The organism is Variovorax boronicumulans NBRC 103145 (genome assembly GCF_001591345.1).
GTDB classification, from domain to species: domain Bacteria; phylum Pseudomonadota; class Gammaproteobacteria; order Burkholderiales; family Burkholderiaceae_C; genus Variovorax; species Variovorax boronicumulans.
On sequence record NZ_BCUS01000020.1, the window covers coordinates 20,154 to 35,418 of the forward strand.

Annotated in this window: 14 protein-coding genes; 6 read left to right on the top strand and 8 right to left on the bottom strand. The window is 68.9% G+C overall.

The features are described from left to right. Positions 1-8 precede the first annotated feature (8 nt). Both VBO01S_RS08390 and VBO01S_RS08395 read left to right on the top strand, forming a co-directional pair. The gene (locus VBO01S_RS08390) at positions 9-842 is read left to right on the top strand and encodes an ABC transporter ATP-binding protein (protein WP_062472969.1); all 834 of its coding nucleotides are present in this window, start codon (positions 9-11) and stop codon (positions 840-842) included. Continuing rightward, entirely contained in the window at positions 839-2,671 is a 1,833-nt protein-coding gene (locus VBO01S_RS08395) for an AMP-dependent synthetase/ligase (RefSeq protein ID WP_062472971.1), read from the top strand. Before VBO01S_RS08390 ends, VBO01S_RS08395 begins: the two co-directional genes overlap by 4 nt. Before the next feature lie 16 nt (positions 2,672-2,687). Here VBO01S_RS08395 and VBO01S_RS08400 read toward each other — a convergent pair whose 3' ends face one another. Both VBO01S_RS08400 and clpB read right to left on the bottom strand, forming a co-directional pair. Then, positions 2,688-3,017, bottom strand: a complete 330-nt coding sequence (locus VBO01S_RS08400; RefSeq protein ID WP_223301262.1) for a hypothetical protein — start codon at positions 3,015-3,017, stop codon at positions 2,688-2,690. Between the two features lie 9 nt (positions 3,018-3,026). Then, a complete protein-coding gene (clpB, locus tag VBO01S_RS08405; protein ID WP_062472975.1) occupies positions 3,027-5,648 on the bottom strand; it encodes an ATP-dependent chaperone ClpB in 2,622 nt (873 codons plus the stop codon). Positions 5,649-5,804: 156 nt separating this feature from the next. On the opposite strand from clpB, the gene VBO01S_RS08410 reads away from it, so the two are divergent. Further along, positions 5,805-6,785, top strand: a complete 981-nt coding sequence (locus VBO01S_RS08410) for a Bug family tripartite tricarboxylate transporter substrate binding protein (protein ID WP_169805034.1) — start codon at positions 5,805-5,807, stop codon at positions 6,783-6,785. Positions 6,786-6,890: 105 nt separating this feature from the next. Continuing rightward, positions 6,891-7,727 (top strand): acid phosphatase, encoded by an 837-nt coding sequence (locus tag VBO01S_RS08415; protein ID WP_062472977.1) that lies wholly within the window; start codon positions 6,891-6,893, stop codon positions 7,725-7,727. Positions 7,728-7,743: 16 nt separating this feature from the next. Here VBO01S_RS08415 and VBO01S_RS08420 read toward each other — a convergent pair whose 3' ends face one another. Next, positions 7,744-8,229 carry a molybdenum cofactor biosynthesis protein MoaE gene (locus VBO01S_RS08420; protein ID WP_062472978.1) on the bottom strand — a complete coding sequence of 162 codons (486 nt, stop codon included), beginning with the start codon at positions 8,227-8,229 and terminating at the stop codon, positions 7,744-7,746. A gap of 36 nt (positions 8,230-8,265) precedes the next feature. Between VBO01S_RS08420 and VBO01S_RS08425 the strand changes: the two genes are divergently transcribed. Both VBO01S_RS08425 and dapA read left to right on the top strand, forming a co-directional pair. Then, complete coding sequence (locus VBO01S_RS08425) at positions 8,266-9,291, top strand: hypothetical protein (RefSeq protein WP_157627312.1); 1,026 nt, start codon at positions 8,266-8,268, stop codon at positions 9,289-9,291. 238 nt (positions 9,292-9,529) lie between these two features. Continuing rightward, complete coding sequence (gene dapA / locus VBO01S_RS08430) at positions 9,530-10,429, top strand: 4-hydroxy-tetrahydrodipicolinate synthase (protein ID WP_062472981.1); 900 nt, start codon at positions 9,530-9,532, stop codon at positions 10,427-10,429. On the opposite strand, the gene VBO01S_RS08435 is transcribed toward dapA, so the two are convergent. Genes VBO01S_RS08435 through VBO01S_RS08455 form a run of 5 tightly spaced genes read right to left on the bottom strand, consistent with a single transcriptional unit; the run spans position 10,416 to position 15,253 of the window. Next, a complete protein-coding gene (locus VBO01S_RS08435) occupies positions 10,416-10,667 on the bottom strand; it encodes a MoaD/ThiS family protein (protein ID WP_062472983.1) in 252 nt (83 codons plus the stop codon). The two genes, dapA and VBO01S_RS08435, sit on opposite strands and share 14 nt — an antisense overlap. Positions 10,668-10,675: 8 nt before the next feature. Next, complete coding sequence (locus VBO01S_RS08440) at positions 10,676-11,965, bottom strand: molybdopterin molybdotransferase MoeA (protein ID WP_062472985.1); 1,290 nt, start codon at positions 11,963-11,965, stop codon at positions 10,676-10,678. Then, entirely contained in the window at positions 11,958-12,503 is a 546-nt protein-coding gene (gene mobB / locus VBO01S_RS08445; protein ID WP_062472986.1) for a molybdopterin-guanine dinucleotide biosynthesis protein B, read from the bottom strand. The genes VBO01S_RS08440 and mobB overlap by 8 nt, the downstream gene beginning before the upstream one ends. Positions 12,504-12,518: 15 nt before the next feature. Further along, entirely contained in the window at positions 12,519-13,934 is a 1,416-nt protein-coding gene (thrC, locus tag VBO01S_RS08450; RefSeq protein WP_062472987.1) for a threonine synthase, read from the bottom strand. Continuing rightward, on the bottom strand, positions 13,931-15,253 hold the full coding sequence (locus VBO01S_RS08455; RefSeq protein ID WP_062472989.1) for a homoserine dehydrogenase: 1,323 nt from the start codon (positions 15,251-15,253) through the stop codon (positions 13,931-13,933). The genes thrC and VBO01S_RS08455 overlap by 4 nt, the downstream gene beginning before the upstream one ends. Between the last annotated feature and the right edge of the window lie 12 nt (positions 15,254-15,265).

A 15,265-nucleotide genomic window follows, 5' to 3' on the forward strand; every position in this document is an offset into this window, starting at 1 on the left:
TCGACACGATGGACGCGCGCGCGGCACCGACTGACCTCGTCTTGGAGGTCAACAACATCGAGGTGGTCTACAACAAGGTCGTGCAGGTGCTGCGCGGCCTGTCGCTGGCCGTGCCGCGCGGACAGATCGTGGCGCTGCTGGGCAGCAACGGCGCGGGCAAATCGACCACGCTGAAGGCGGTGTCGGGCCTGCTCGCGCTGGAAGACGGCGAGGTCGAGGGCGGGCGCATCGTGTTCGACGGCGCGCCCACCGAGCGGCTCGCGCCGCAGCAGCTGGTGCGGCGCGGCCTGAGCCATGTGATGGAAGGCCGGCGCGTGTTCGAAGACCTCACGGTCGAAGAGAACCTGGTCGCTGCGACCTACGCGCTGACCGGGCGTACAGGCGTCGCGCCCACGTCGCGCAACTTCGACGACGTCTACGCCTACTTCCCTCGCCTGCACGAGCGCCGCAAGGGCCTCGCGGGCTATCTTTCGGGCGGCGAGCAGCAGATGCTCGCCATCGGGCGTGCACTGGTGGCGCAGCCCCAGCTGATCCTGCTCGACGAGCCTTCGCTGGGCCTCTCGCCCAAGCTGGTCGAGGACATCTTCACGATCATCGCGCGCATCAACGCCGAGCGCGGCACCTCGATGTTGCTGGTGGAGCAGAACGCCAGCGTGGCACTGGCCATCGCCCACACGGGCTACATCATGGAAAGCGGCAAGGTCGTGATCGACGGCAGCGCCGAGCGCCTCGCGGCCGACCCCGACGTGCGCGAGTTCTACCTGGGCGTGGGCGGCAGCGGCGAATCGCGCAGCTTCCGCGAGCTGAAGCACTACAAGCGCCGCAAGCGCTGGCTGTCATGACGACCCCGACGACGAACCCGCTCCCTTCGCTCACGCTGCCGCAGATGCTGCGCGAGCAGGCACGCCTGCAGCCGCAGCGCATCGCGATCCGGCAGAAGGACTTCGGCATCTGGCATCCGCTGGACTGGGCCGGCTACCTTCAGCGCGCCAGCCGCTTCGGCCTGGGCCTGCACGCGATGGGCCTCGCACCCGGCGGGCACCTGGGCGTGATCTCCGAGAACCGCGTCGAGTGGCTGCTCGCGCAGATGGGCGCGGGGCTCATCGGCGCCGTGACCGTGGGCGTGTACCCCACCAGCCCGAGCAACGAGGTGGCCTACGTGGTCGGCCATGCGGACATCGAGGTGATCGTCTGCGAAGACCAGGAACAGACCGACAAGGTGCTCGACGCGCTCGACCAATTGCCGCGCCTGCGCAAGATCGTCGTGATCGAGACCAAGGGCCTCGCGAGCTACCCGCCCGACGTGCGCGAGCGCATCGCGACCTTTGCCGAAGTGGAACAGGCCGGCGCCGAGGTGCTGGCACGCGACGGCACCGCGCTCATCGACGCCGCGCTGCAGCGCCAGACGCTCGCCGACATCGGCTTGATGATCTACACCTCGGGCTCCACGGGCAAGCCCAAGGGCGCGATGATTTCGTACCGCAACATCCGCGGTGTCGTGCCCGGCATCGTCGAGCGGCTCGGGCTCGACGGCGGCACCACGCACCTGTCGTACCTGCCGCTGTGCCACGTGGCCGAGCAGATGCTCACGGCCTTCGTGCCGCTGTACCTGGGCTCGCAGGTCAACTTCGGCGAATCGATCCGCACCGTGCAGGAAGACCTGCGCGAGGTGGCGCCCACCATGTTCCTCGGCGTGCCGCGCATCTGGGAAAAGCTGCACGCGGGCATCAGCATCAAGATGCAGGAAACCGGCAGATTGCAGCGCGCTCTGTTCCGCAAGGCCATCGAGGCCTGCGCGCCGCTGGCCGAGAAGCCGCGCAGTGCCTGGACGCTGGCCGAGCGCGGCCGCTTCGCCCTCGCCTACTGGACCGTGCTGCGCGCGCTGCAGAACTTCATCGGCCTGCGCCGCGCGCGCATCGCGCTCACGGGCGCGGCGCCGATTCCCGCGGACGTGGTGCGCTTCTTTCGCACGCTGGGCGTGCCGCTGGTCGAGGTGTACGGGTTGACCGAATCGACCGGCATGGTCTCGGGCCACCGCGCGGACGCCGTGACCATCGGCACCGTCGGCCCGCCGACGCTGGGCACCGAGCACCGCGTGGGCGAAGCCGGCGAGCTGCTGGTGCGCGGCGACATGGTGTTCGAGGGCTACTACAAGAACCCCGAGGCCACGGCCTCATCGATCCGCGATGGCTGGCTGCACACGGGCGACGTGGTGCGCGAGGAAGCCTGCGGACAGCTGCGCATCGTCGACCGGCTGAAGGACATCATGATCACCGCCGGCGGCAAGAACCTCACGCCCTCGGAAATCGAGAACACCATGAAGGGCAGCCCCTTCATCAAGGAATGCATCGTGGTGGCGGACGGCCGCAAGTTCGTCGGCGCGCTGCTGCAGATCGACTACGAGACCGTCGGCAAATGGGCCGAGGCGCAGCGCCTGCCCTTCACGCATTTCCGCTCGCTGGTGGAAGAACCCAAGGTGCGCGCGCTGATCGAGGCCGAAGTGGCGCGCGGCAACGGGAAGCTGGCGCAGGTGTCGCAGATCAGACGTTTTCATCTGCTCACCAAAGAGTTGGACCATGACGACGGTGAAGTCACCGCAACCATGAAGGTGCGGCGCTCCAGCATCTACAAGGCCTACGCCAACGAGATCGAGGCGCTGTACAGCGCCTGATCGGGAAGAAAAAGGCTCAGTCGCCGCGCACGGGCCGGGCCCGCACATCGGTCACATCGTCGGCCGGGCCCAGCACGACCGGGCTGCGCACCGACTCGCCGCGCGCACGGGCGCTGACCACGTCGGCCGCCGTGGGTTCGGCCGGCTGTTGTGCCGCATGGCGAAATCGGTCGAAGCCCGAGCGCGGGTTGAAACGCATGACCCAGGGCGTCACGGGCTTGCCCGTGAGACGCCCCCAGGCGTAGCGCACACCCCACACCGCCGCCAGCAGCAGGGCCGCCACGGCCAGGCTGGCCGCGAAGACCAGCCCCAGAAGCAGAAGAATGACGCGAAGAATGAAGTTCATCATCCGACTTTAGGCCGATGCAGCCGCCGTTGGTTCCCCGCCCTTGCGGAACGAGAACTGGCCCGGCGACTGGATCGGGTCGGTTTCGACCTCGATCGTGTCCTTCGGCCCGAAGCTGCCGTCCAGCAACAGCTTCGAGAGCGGGTTCTCGATGCGCTGCTGGATGGCGCGCTTGAGCGGACGGGCACCGAACACCGGGTCGAAGCCGACCTTGGCGATCTCGGCCAGCGCCGCAGGCGACACCAGCAGACCCAGGTCCATCTTCGCCAGACGCGCCTGCAGCACCTTGAGCTGGATCGCGGCGATCGATTCGATGTTCTTCGCGTCGAGCGCGTGGAACACGACGGTCTCGTCGATGCGGTTCAGGAACTCGGGGCGGAAGTAGTTCTTCAGCTCGTCCCACACCGCCTCTTTGATCTCTTCGCTCGGCTGGCCCACCATCGACTGGATGATCGGCGAACCGATGTTGCTGGTCATCACGATGACGGTGTTCTTGAAGTCCACGGTGCGGCCCTGGCCGTCCGTGAGGCGACCATCATCGAGCACCTGCAGCAGCACGTTGAACACGTCGGGGTGCGCCTTCTCGACCTCGTCGAGCAGCACCACGCTGTAGGGCTTGCGGCGTACAGCTTCCGTGAGGTAACCGCCCTCTTCATAGCCCACGTAGCCCGGTGGCGCGCCGATGAGGCGGGCGACCGAATGCTTCTCCATGAACTCGCTCATGTCGATGCGGATCAGGTGGTCTTCGCTGTCGAACAGGAAGCCCGCGAGCGCCTTGCACAGCTCGGTCTTGCCCACGCCCGTGGGGCCGAGGAACAGGAACGAGCCCGTGGGGCGGTTCGGATCGCTCAGGCCCGAGCGCGAGCGGCGGATCGCGTTGGCGACCGCACCGATGGCCTCGTCCTGGCCGACCACGCGCTCGTGCAGCTTGTCTTCCATGACGAGCAGCTTGTCGCGCTCGCCCTGCATGAGCTTGGCGACCGGGATGCCGGTGGCGCGCGCCACGACCTCGGCGATTTCTTCCGAACCGACCTGCGTGCGCAGCAGCGTGGGCGCGCTGGACTTGCCCTTGCTCGCCTCGCTCTCTTCGGCTTCCTTCAGGCGCTTCTCGAGCGCCGGCAGCTGGCCGTATTGCAGCTCGGCGACCTTGTTGAAGTCGCCCTTGCGCTTCCACTCTTCGATCTGGAACTTGATCTTGTCGATGTCTTCGCGCACGTGCGCGCTGCCCTGGGCCTGGGCCTTCTCGGCCTGCCAGATCTCGTCGTAGTCGGCGATTTCCTTTTGCAGCTTGGTGATCTCGTCCTCGATGAGGCCGAAGCGCTTCTGCGAGGCTTCGTCCTTCTCGCGGCGCACGGCTTCACGCTCGATCTGCAGCTGGATGAGGCGGCGGTCCAGGCGGTCCATGACCTCGGGCTTGGAGTCCATCTCGATCTTGATCTTGGCCGCGGCCTCGTCGATGAGGTCGATGGCCTTGTCGGGCAGGAAGCGGTCGGTGATGTAGCGGTCACTCAATTCGGCCGCGGCCACGATGGCCGGGTCGGTGATCTGCACGCCGTGGTGCACTTCGTACTTTTCCTGCAGGCCGCGCAGGATGGCGATGGTGGCCTCGACGCTGGGCTCGCCCACGATGATCTTCTGGAAGCGGCGCTCCAGCGCGGCGTCCTTCTCGATGTACTTGCGGTATTCGTCGAGCGTGGTGGCGCCCACGCAGTGCAGCTCGCCGCGCGCGAGCGCGGGCTTGAGCATGTTGCCCGCGTCCATCGCGCCTTCGGCCTTGCCGGCGCCAACCATGGTGTGCAGCTCGTCGATGAAGACGATGGTCTGGCCTTCGTCCTTCGCGAGTTCGTTGAGCACGGTCTTCAGGCGCTCTTCAAACTCGCCGCGGAACTTGGCACCGGCCAGCAGCGCGGCCATGTCGAGCGACAGCACGCGTTTGCCCTTGAGCGACTCGGGCACTTCGCCCGCGACGATGCGCTGGGCCAGGCCTTCGACGATGGCGGTCTTGCCCACGCCGGGTTCGCCGATGAGCACGGGGTTGTTCTTGGTGCGGCGTTGCAACACCTGGATGGCGCGGCGGATTTCCTCGTCGCGGCCGATGACCGGGTCGAGCTTGCCCAGGCGGGCGCGCTCGGTGAGGTCCAGGCAGTATTTCTTGAGGGCTTCGCGCTGGCCTTCGGCGTCGGCGCTGTTCACGCCCTGCCCGCCGCGCACGGCCTCGATGGCGGCCTCGAGCGACTTGCGGCTCAGGCCGTTGTCCTTGGCGATCTTGCCGATGTCGGCCTTGCTGTCGGCCACGGCGAGCAGAAAGAGTTCGCCCGCAATGAACTGGTCATTGCGCTTGATGGCTTCCTTCTCGGTCGCCTGCAGCAGCTTGCCCAGCTCGGGGCCGACCTGCACGATGTCGTGGCCCTGCACCTGGGGCAGTTTCTTGATGGCGCCCTCGGCGGCCTGCAGCAGCCCGGGCACATTGACGCCGGCACGCTCCAGCAGGGCACGCGGGCCATCGTCCTGGCGCAACATCGCGACCAGCAGGTGGGCCGGTTCGATGTAGGCGTTGTCGTTGCCGAGCGCCAGCGTCTGGGCGTCGCTCAGTGCTTCCTGAAATTTGGTGGTGAGTTTGTCTTGTCGCATGGTGGTATTCCTGCATCCAAAATAGGGCTGTTCGGGCACGATTCAAGGTTGCGAATCGGATTTGCACCCTGGGCACGGGTATTGCACCGGGCCCCGCACCGTCCCGCCGTAGGCATTTCTCTCTTTCTTCGAATGGAGTCGATCATGGTTTTTTCAATGCAGCGCGTCCAACCGATGCGCCGCGCGTTCAGCGTGGGTCTCCTGGCAGCGGCCATGGGCATGGCCGGCCTGGCGCAGGCCCAGAGCGGCACGCCGGTGCGCATCCTGGTGGGCTTTCCCGCCGGCGCGGGCACCGACGCCATTGCCCGCACCCTGGGCGAAAAGCTCAAGGACGTGCTGGGCGTGCCCGTGGTGGTCGAGAACCGCGCGGGCGCGGGCGGCCAGATCGCGGCGCAGGCGCTGAAGGCCGCGCCGGCCGACGGCCACACGCTGTTCCTTTCGCATGACCACTCCATCTCGATCCTGCCGCAAGTGGTGAAGAACCCGGGCTTCAACCCCGCGACCGACTTCGTGCCCGTGGCCGGCTTTGCCACCTTCGCCAACGTGCTGGCGGTGTCGGGCGGCACGCCGGCCAAGAGCATCGACGAGTACGTGAAGTGGATCCGCACGCAAAAGGGCGGCAAGGAGACCATCGGCGTGCCGGCGCCCGCGTCGATCCCCGAGTTCCTGGTGAAGATGATCTCGGACAAGTACAAGATCGACGTGCAGCCCGCGCCCTACCGCGGCAGCGCGCCCATGACGGCCGACATGCTGGGCAACCAGATCACGGCGGGCATCGCCTCGGTGCCGGACTTCATCGAGAACCACCGCGCGGGCAAGGTGCGCATCGTGGCCTCCATCGGCGCCAAGCGCCAGGCACTGCTGCCGAACGTGCCGACCTTCACCGAGCTGGGCTTTGCGAACCTGGAAGACCTGCCCTACTACGGCATCTTCGCGCCAGTGGGCACGCCGCAGCCGATCATCGACAAGTACGGCGACGCGCTGCAGAAGGTGCTGGCCATGCCCGACGTGAAGCAGAAGCTCACCACGATGGGCCTGACGGTCGGCTACGAGCCCCAGGGCCAGTTCGCGGGCCGCGTGCGCACCTACACACAGACCTGGGAAAAGATCATCCAGGCGAGCGGCTTCAAGCCCTGAGCTGCGCGGCCTGAGACGGCCGTCACATGAGTGATCTTCCGGCCGGGCGGGGCCCTCTACGATGGGCCCTCGCCTTCCAACAACAAAGCCGGAGACACATCCCTCATGCGATTCACGACCCTCGCCGCCTCGCTGGCGGCCGCGCTGCTGCTCGGCGCCTGCGGCAGCACCGCACCGATCTCCCCCGCCGAAGTCGGCGAATTGCGCCCCGGCTCGGGCTACCTCAAGGGCTACCTGCCCGCCGCCGAGTTGCCCGACAGCCTCGCCCTGCTGCCGGCGCCCCCGGCCGAGGGCTCGGCCGCGCTGGCCGCCGACGGCGCCACCTTCCGCGCGCTCACGGCCCTGCAGGGCACGCCGCGCGGCGCGCTCGCAGTGCAGGACGCCAACCTCAAGTTCCCGAAGGCCGCCGAGGTGTTCTCGTGCGCGCTGGGCATGCCGATCTCCGAGCAAGCCACGCCGAACCTGAACATGCTGCTGCGCCGCACGCTGGCCGACGCCGGCACGGCCACCTACAAGGCCAAGAACACCTACAACCGCACGCGCCCCTTCGTGGCGTTCAAGACCGGCAGCTGCACGCCCGCCGAAGAAGCCTCGCTGGCCAAGGACGGCTCGTACCCTTCGGGCCATTCGGCCGTGGGCTGGGCCTGGGCGCTGGTGCTGACGGAGCTCGCCCCCGAACGCGCCGATGCGCTGCTGCAGCGCGGCCGGGCCTTCTCGCAGAGCCGCGCGATCTGCGGCGTGCACTGGCAGAGCGACATCGAGAACGGCCGGCTGGTCGGCGCGGCGACGGTGGCGAAGCTGCACACGAATCCGGTGTTCCAGGCGCAGATGGCGGGTGCCCGCTCGGAGATTGCGAAGGCACGCGCGGCGGGTGCGGTGCCCGCTCAGGATTGCGACGCGGAAGCCAAGGCGCTGGCGACCTCGGCGCTGATCGCACCGTAAGTCTCGACCGCGCTGCTCAGGTGGCGCTGTTCGAGGCGGCGATGCCCCAGCGCGCCAGCGCCTCGTCGTCGGTCACGCGGGCATCGACCCAGCGCGCGCCCTCGGGCGTCTGCTCCTTCTTCCAGAACGGGGCCTGCGTCTTCAGGTAGTCCATCAGGAACTCGCAGGCCTGGAAGCTCTGGCCGCGGTGGGCGGACACCACCGCCACCATCATGATCTGGTCCAGCGGCTGCAGCAGCCCCACGCGGTGGATGACGCGCGCGCCCAGGATGTCGAAGCGCCGGTGGGCTTCGTCGATCATGGCCTCGATGGCCTTCTCGGTCATGCCGGGGTAGTGCTCCAGCTCCATCGAGGCGATGGTGCTGCCGTCGTTGCGGTCGCGCACGGTGCCGATGAAGCTGCAGACGGCGCCGACGCGCGCGTCGGCCGCGCGCAGGGCGGCGATCTCGGCACCGGCATCGAAGTCGGCCGTCTGGATGGAAACGCGAGGGAGCGAGGACATGCCCAAATTGTGGCACTGCCGCCCTACACTGCGCCGATGCCGGCCCCCACGTCGCAGCCCCTGACACCCGACGATGTCGAGATGCTGCGGCGCGTCGACCTTGCCGCGCGCACCCCGGCCGCCGGCCTGGCGGTGCTCGCCGTGCTGCTGGCGGGCTGCGCCCTCGTCTTCGTGGTGATCGGGCGGCTGGCCAGCGCCCCGCCGGGCCTGGCCCTGGCGATGAACGCGGCGGCACTGGTCACCTTGCTGCTGGGCGTGTGGCTGTTCACCCATCGGGCGCGGATCGACCGGCGCCTGGCCCAGGCCACCCGCGAGGCCCTGGCGAAAAATAGCAAGTTCACCGTGGCCGGCACCGTGGACCACGTGGCCGCCCTGCCCGGCGGCGCGCTGCGCTACACGGTCGACGGCCAGTTCCACGTCGACGTCGTGCCGGTGCTGGGCCTGGACGCGCCTCGCAGCCACGCCACGGGCCGACCACTGACGGCGGTGCGGCACCTGGCGCAGGCGCCCGTCGAGATCGAATGCGTGGCGCGCGACAACGCCGTGCATCTGCTGCTGCGCACGCGTTATCCGATGGCGCGCCAGGCCATGCGCAGCGAGCGGCCAGCCACCTCGCGCGACCGTCGGCGCGCCGGGCGCTCGGACCGCCGCTTCATGAGCGTCGTGCTGGCGGGCGGCGCGGTCCTGGCGATCGGGACGGCGTGGGCCGACGGTTTTCGCCCGGGCTTCGGCCTGTTCATGGCGGGGTACGCGGCCGCCATCTGTGCGCTGGTGTTCGCGGTCGGCGTGCTGCCGCAGCTGCTGCGCGCACGCCGGTTCACGCACCTGCACACGGTGAGCGGGCCGGTCACCGAAATCCTCACGGCCCAGGTGCCGCAGGGCAAGCACACGGCGGAGGTGCGCTGGTTCCGGGTCGACGGCCAGCTGTTCGGCGCGCTCGACCTCAAGACCGACGCGCAGCTGGGCAACCAGGTCACGGTCGAATTCCTGGGCAATGCCCGCGCCGCCGAGGGCGGCCGTGTCGTGAGCCTGCAACGCAGCGCCACCGCACCGCCGGCCTAGGCGCGACAATGCAGCCCATGCCTTCGCGCCGCACGTCCATCCGCCTCTCGCCTTCGTTCGAAGGCCAGGCACGCGCGCGCCAGGGCAACAAAGCCAAAAAACCAAAGCTCGTCTGACCGGAGCCGAGGTTCCGTCGTCGGATGAGCGACGGAACCTGCCAAGGCTTTGGCCCCTCTTGGGTTGCGCGCGCATCGGACGGTGGTTCTTTCCATCGGTCGATTCCTGAAAGGAAGCCTGCGTGCCACATCAACAACCAACCGCCGACACCGCCACCGATTTCTCGGGCCTGTGGGTCGCCCTCGTCACCCCGTTCCGCGACGGCGCGGTCGACCACACCGCCCTGGCGGCGCTCGTGCGCCGGCTCGCCAACGACGGCGTGACCGGCTTCGTGCCCTGCGGCTCGACCGGCGAAGCCGCCGCGCTCGACGAGGCCGAGCAGCTGGCCGTGCTCGACACCGTGCTGACCGCCGCGGGTGGCCTGCCGGTCGTGATGGGCGTGTCGGGCTACCACCTGGGCAAGACCACGGCATGGGTGCGCAGGCTCTCGGAACGCCCGCTGGCGGGCCTGCTGGTGGCCGCGCCGCACTACATCCGCCCGTCGCAGGCCGGCGTGCTCGAGTGGTTCCACGCCATCGCCGATGCCAGCACGGTGCCCGTGCTGGTCTACGACATCCCCTACCGCACGGGCGTGACCATCTCGCGCGAGACGATGCTGGCGCTGGCCGAGCACCCGCGCATCCGCGGCATCAAGGACTGCGGCGGCGACATGGCCAAGACGCGCGCGGTGATCGCCGACGGCCGGCTGCAGGTGCTCACGGGCGAAGACCACCAGATCTTCGCCACCATGGCCGAAGGCGGCGTGGGCGCCATCGCGGCCAGCGGCCATGTGCAGACGAAGCACCTCGTGCGGCTGGTGCGCCTGCTGGCCGAGAACCGGCTGGCCGAGGCGCGCGCCGAATGGCAACCGCTGCAACCGCTGCTGGAGATGCTGTTTGCCGAACCCAACCCGGGCCCGCTGAAGGCGCTGCTGGCGCATGCGGGCGAACTGCGCGACGAACTGCGCTCGCCGATGACGCGCGCGTCGGACGGCCTGCGCGAGCGCCTCGTGGCGCTGGACGCGCGGCTCAGCCGCCCGTGACGGGCGGGAAGAACGCGACTTCGCAGTCGTCGTTCAGCGCGGCGGCTTCGTCGCTCATGGCCTGGTCGAGCGCCATGCGCACGGCCTTGCCGCGTGCGAGCGCAATGGCGTAGGCCCCGCCGCGGGCTATGAGTTCGTCGCGCAGGGCGGCCAGCGTGCCGGCGGCCGTGTCGACGGTTTCACCGCTGCTGGACAGTGCCTCGCGCACGGAGGCGAAATAACGGATGCGGACCTTCATGGGGTGGTTCAGCCGAGCAGCGATGCGAGGGGAATGAAGTTCACGGTGTCGCCGGCCTGGATGGTCCGGCCCGCCGGGTTGTCGACCAGCCCGTCGCCCCAGACCATCGAGGTGAGCACGCCCGAACTCTGGTTGGCGAACAGGTCGAGCCCGCCCGCCGCGTTCCGCCGCACGCGCAGGAACTCGCGGCGCTTGTCGGCGCGCGGCCAGTCGAAATCGGCGCGCAACGGCACGGCCGCGGGCGCCACGCGCGTGGCGCCCTGCAGCGCGAGCAGGAAGGGCCGCACCAGCATCAGGAAGGTCAGGAAGCTCGACACCGGGTTGCCGGGCAGCCCCGTGACGTGGCAGGCGCCCTGCCCGTTCTTGCGCGCGATGGAACCGTAGGCGAAGGGCTTGCCGGGCTTCATCGACAGCGACCACAGCTGCAGCTCGCCCAGCGACTGCAGCGCGGCGCGGATGTGGTCTTCTTCGCCGACCGAGACGCCGCCGGTGGTGATGATGAGGTCGCTCGCCTCGGCCGCCTCGCGCAGCGCGGCGATGGTGGCTTCGCGGTTGTCGGGCACGATGCCCAGGTCGTTCACCTCGCAGCCCAGGCGGTGCAGCAGCGCGCGCATGAAGAAGCGGTTCGAGTTGTAGATCGCGCCGGGCTTCATCGCGTCGGGCGCGACCTCGCCGGGCATCACCAGCTCGTCGCCGGTGGAGAGCATGGCCACGCGCGGCTTGCGCGCGACCTGCAGTCGGTCGAAGCCGACGCTGGCGGCCAGGCCGAGCGCGGCGGGCGTGAGGCGTTCGCCGCGCTGGAGCACCACGTCGCCCGAGGCCACGTCCTCGCCTGCGCGGCGCACCCACTGGCCGGCCACGGGCGCGATGGCGATGCGCACCGCCCCCAGGCCGCCCTCTTGCGGCGTGGCGGCCGTGTCTTCCTGCATGACGACCGCGTCGGCGCCTTCGGGGATCTGCGCCCCCGTGAAGATGCGCGCCGCCGTGCCGGCCGCGAGCGGCGTGCCGACGGTGCCGGCGGGAATGCGCTGCGTCACGGCCAGCTCGGTGCCGGGCGTGGCGCAATCGGCCGCGCGCACGGCGTAGCCGTCCATCGCACTGTTGTCGCGCGGCGGCACGGTGAGGCCCGAGACGAGGTCCTGTGCCAGCACGCGCCCGTCGGCATTGAAGGTGCCGACGCTCTCGGCCGGCAGCAGCGGCCGGGCCTTGGCGAGCAGCACCGCGATCGCTTCATCGAGCGGCATCAACGGCGGGCGCGAGGACGAGGCGGCGAAGGGAACGGGAGAGGAATCAGCCATGGTGTCCGGGGTTGTAGTCGAAGCGCTCGCCGCTGTCGATCAACCACGTGGCAATGGCCTCGGCGTCGTTGAGGTCGAGCACCGGGCGCACCGTGGCCTCGGGCAGGCCGTCCGGCGCATCGGTGGCGATGGCGGTGACAAAGGGGTCGTCGATGTACAGCGCGGGGCGCGGCGCCTCGCCGTCGCCGCTCGGGCGCCAGACCTCGATCTTGAGCACGTCGCTGTGCCGGAAGCCCTCGACCAGCGCCCAGTCGACCGCCGGATGCAACTCGGCGAGCAGCTGGTGCACCGTGAGCTCGACCGGCACCTCGAACTCGCGCATCAGCGCGAGCCGCTGGTCGGACGCGACGACCACCTCGAAGGCCCCGGCTTGCCGGTGGCGCCAGGTGTCCTTGCCGACGTGGTCGATGTCGAAGCGGTGGTGCGCATGCTTGACCACCGACACGCGCAGCCCGCGCTGCTTGAGCACGGGAATCAGGCGCTCCACCAGCGTGGTCTTGCCTGCGCCGGAATACCCGGCGAAGCCGACGACCTTCATGCCGCGGACGCCCGGTCAGTCGCAGTGCTGGGCGATGTAGGCCTTGACGGCCTCGGCATCGGCCGGCAGCTGGACCACGCGCTTGGGCAAGGCTTCGATGCCTTCGAACTTCTTCGGGCGCGCGGGCTCCTCGCCCAGCGCCTCGACCACCGTGGCCGCGAACTTGATCGGCAGCGCGGTCTCGAGCACCACCATCGGCACGCCGGGCGTGAGCTGCTCTCGCGCGGCCTTGAGGCCGTCGGCGGTGTGCGGATCGATCAGCGTGGCGAAGCGCTTCTCGGTGTCGCGGATCATCGCGAGCCGGTCGGCGTGCGTGCTGCGGCCACTGCGAAAGCCGAAGCGCTCGGCGGCCAGCTGGAACGCCGGGTCGGCGCTCAGGTCGAAGCTGCCCGTCAGGCCCAGGTCGTCCACGAACAATTGGCGCAGGCGGTCTGCATCGCGGCCGACCAGGTCGAACACGAAGCGCTCGAAGTTGCTGGCCTTGCTGATGTCCATCGAGGGGCTGGAGGTTTCGTGCGTGTCGACCGCCGCGCGCACGCGATACACGCCGGTGCGGAAGAACTCGTCGAGCACGTCGTTCTCGTTGGTGGCGACCACCAGCGTCTGGATCGGCAGGCCCATCATGCGCGCCACGTGGCCCGCGCAGACGTTGCCGAAGTTGCCCGAGGGCACGGTGAAGCTCACCGGCTTGTCGTTGCTCGCCGTGGCCTGGAAGTAGCCCGCGAAGTAGTAAACAACCTGCGCCAGCAGGCGCGCCCAGTTGATCGAGTTGACCGTGCCGATGCGGTACTTGCGCTTGAAGCCCAGGTCGTTCGACACCGCCTTGACGATGTCCTGGCAGTCGTCGAACACGCCAGTGATGGCGATGTTGTGGATGTTGGCGTCCTGCAGGCTGAACATCTGCGCCTGCTGGAACGGGCTCATGCGGCCGTCGGGCGAGGTCATGAAGACACGCACGCCCTTCTTGCCGCGCATGGCGTACTCGGCCGCGCTGCCGGTGTCGCCACTGGTGGCGCCCAGGATGTTGAGCTCGGCGCCGCGGCGGGCCAGTTCGTACTCGAACAGGTTGCCCAACAGCTGCATCGCCATGTCCTTGAAGGCCAGCGTGGGACCGTTGGACAGGGCTTCGAGGTACACGCCGTCTTCGAGCTCGCGCAGCGGCACGATCTCGTCGGTGCCGAACACCTCGGCCGTGTAGGTCTTCGCGCAGATCGCCTTCAGGTCGGCCGCGGGAATGTCGTCGATGTACAGCGAGAGGATTTCGAAGGCCAGCTCGGCGTAGGGCAGCGTGCGCCACTTTGCGAGCGTGGCGGTGTCGACCTGCGGGTACGTCTCGGGCAGGTACAGGCCGCCATCGGGCGCCAGGCCTTCGAGGAGGATTTCGCAGAAGCGCTTGCGGTCGGCGTGGCCGCGGGTGCTCAGGTAGTTCACTTCAACTCTTCCTTGCGGATGCGCACGATGGGCTCGAGCACGGTCGGCAGCGCCTGCAGCTCGGCCATGACGTCATTGACGGTGCCTTCGCGCGCGTCGTGCGTGAGGATGATGAGGTCGGTCTGCGTCGAGCCTTCGCCGCCCACTTCGTCGGCTTCGCGCTGCAGCACGGCGTCGATGCTGATGCCGGCGGTGGCCAGCAGGCCCGTCACCTTGGCGAGCACGCCGGCCTGGTCGGCCACGCGCAGGCGCAGGTAGTAGCTGGTGACGACCTCGGCCATCGGCAGCACCTTCAGGTCGCTCATGGCGTCGGGATGGAACGCCAGGTGCGGCACGCGGTGTGCGGCGTCGGCGGTGTGCAGGCGGGTGATGTCGACGAGGTCGGCGATCACGGCGCTGGCGGTCGGCTCGCTGCCGGCGCCCTTGCCGTAGTACAGCGTGGTGCCCACGGCGTCGCCGTGCACGACCACGGCGTTCATGGCGCCCTCGACGTTCGCCAGCAGGCGCTTGGACGGCACGAGCGACGGGTGCACGCGCAGCTCGATGCCCTGGGCGGTGCGCTTGGTCACGCCCAGCAACTTGATGCGGTAGCCGAGCTGCTCGGCGTACTTGATGTCCTGCGCGGCAAGCTTGGTGATGCCTTCGACGTGAGCCTTGTCGAACTGCACCGGAATGCCGAAGGCGATGGCGCTCATCAGCGTGACCTTGTGCGCGGCGTCGACGCCTTCGATGTCGAAGGTGGGGTCGGCTTCGGCGTAGCCCAGGCGCTGGGCTTCCTTCAGCACGGTGGCGAAGTCCAGGCCCTTGTCGCGCATCTCGGACAGGATGAAGTTGGTCGTGCCGTTGATGATGCCGGCCAGCCACTGGATGCTGTTGGCCGTGAGGCCTTCGCGCAGCGCCTTGATGATCGGAATGCCACCGGCCACTGCGGCCTCGAAGGCCACCATCACGCCCTTGGCATGCGCGGCCGCGAAGATTTCGGTGCCGTGCACGGCAAGCAGTGCCTTGTTGGCCGTGACCACGTGCTTGCCGGCCGCGATGGCTTCGAGCACGAGCTGCTTGGCAATGCCGTAGCCGCCGATGAGTTCGATGACGATGTCGATGTCGGGGTTGGCGATGACTTCGCGCGCATCGGCGACCACCTTCACGCCTTCGCCGGCCACTTCGCGGGCACGGGCGGTGTCGAGGTCGGCCACCATGGTGATCTCGATGCCGCGGCCAGCGCGGCGCTTGATTTCTTCCTGGTTGCGCTGGAGCACCTTGAAGGTGCCGCTGCCGACCGTGCCTGCGCCGAGCAGGCCTACTTGGATGGATTTCATGGGAGGGGTCGC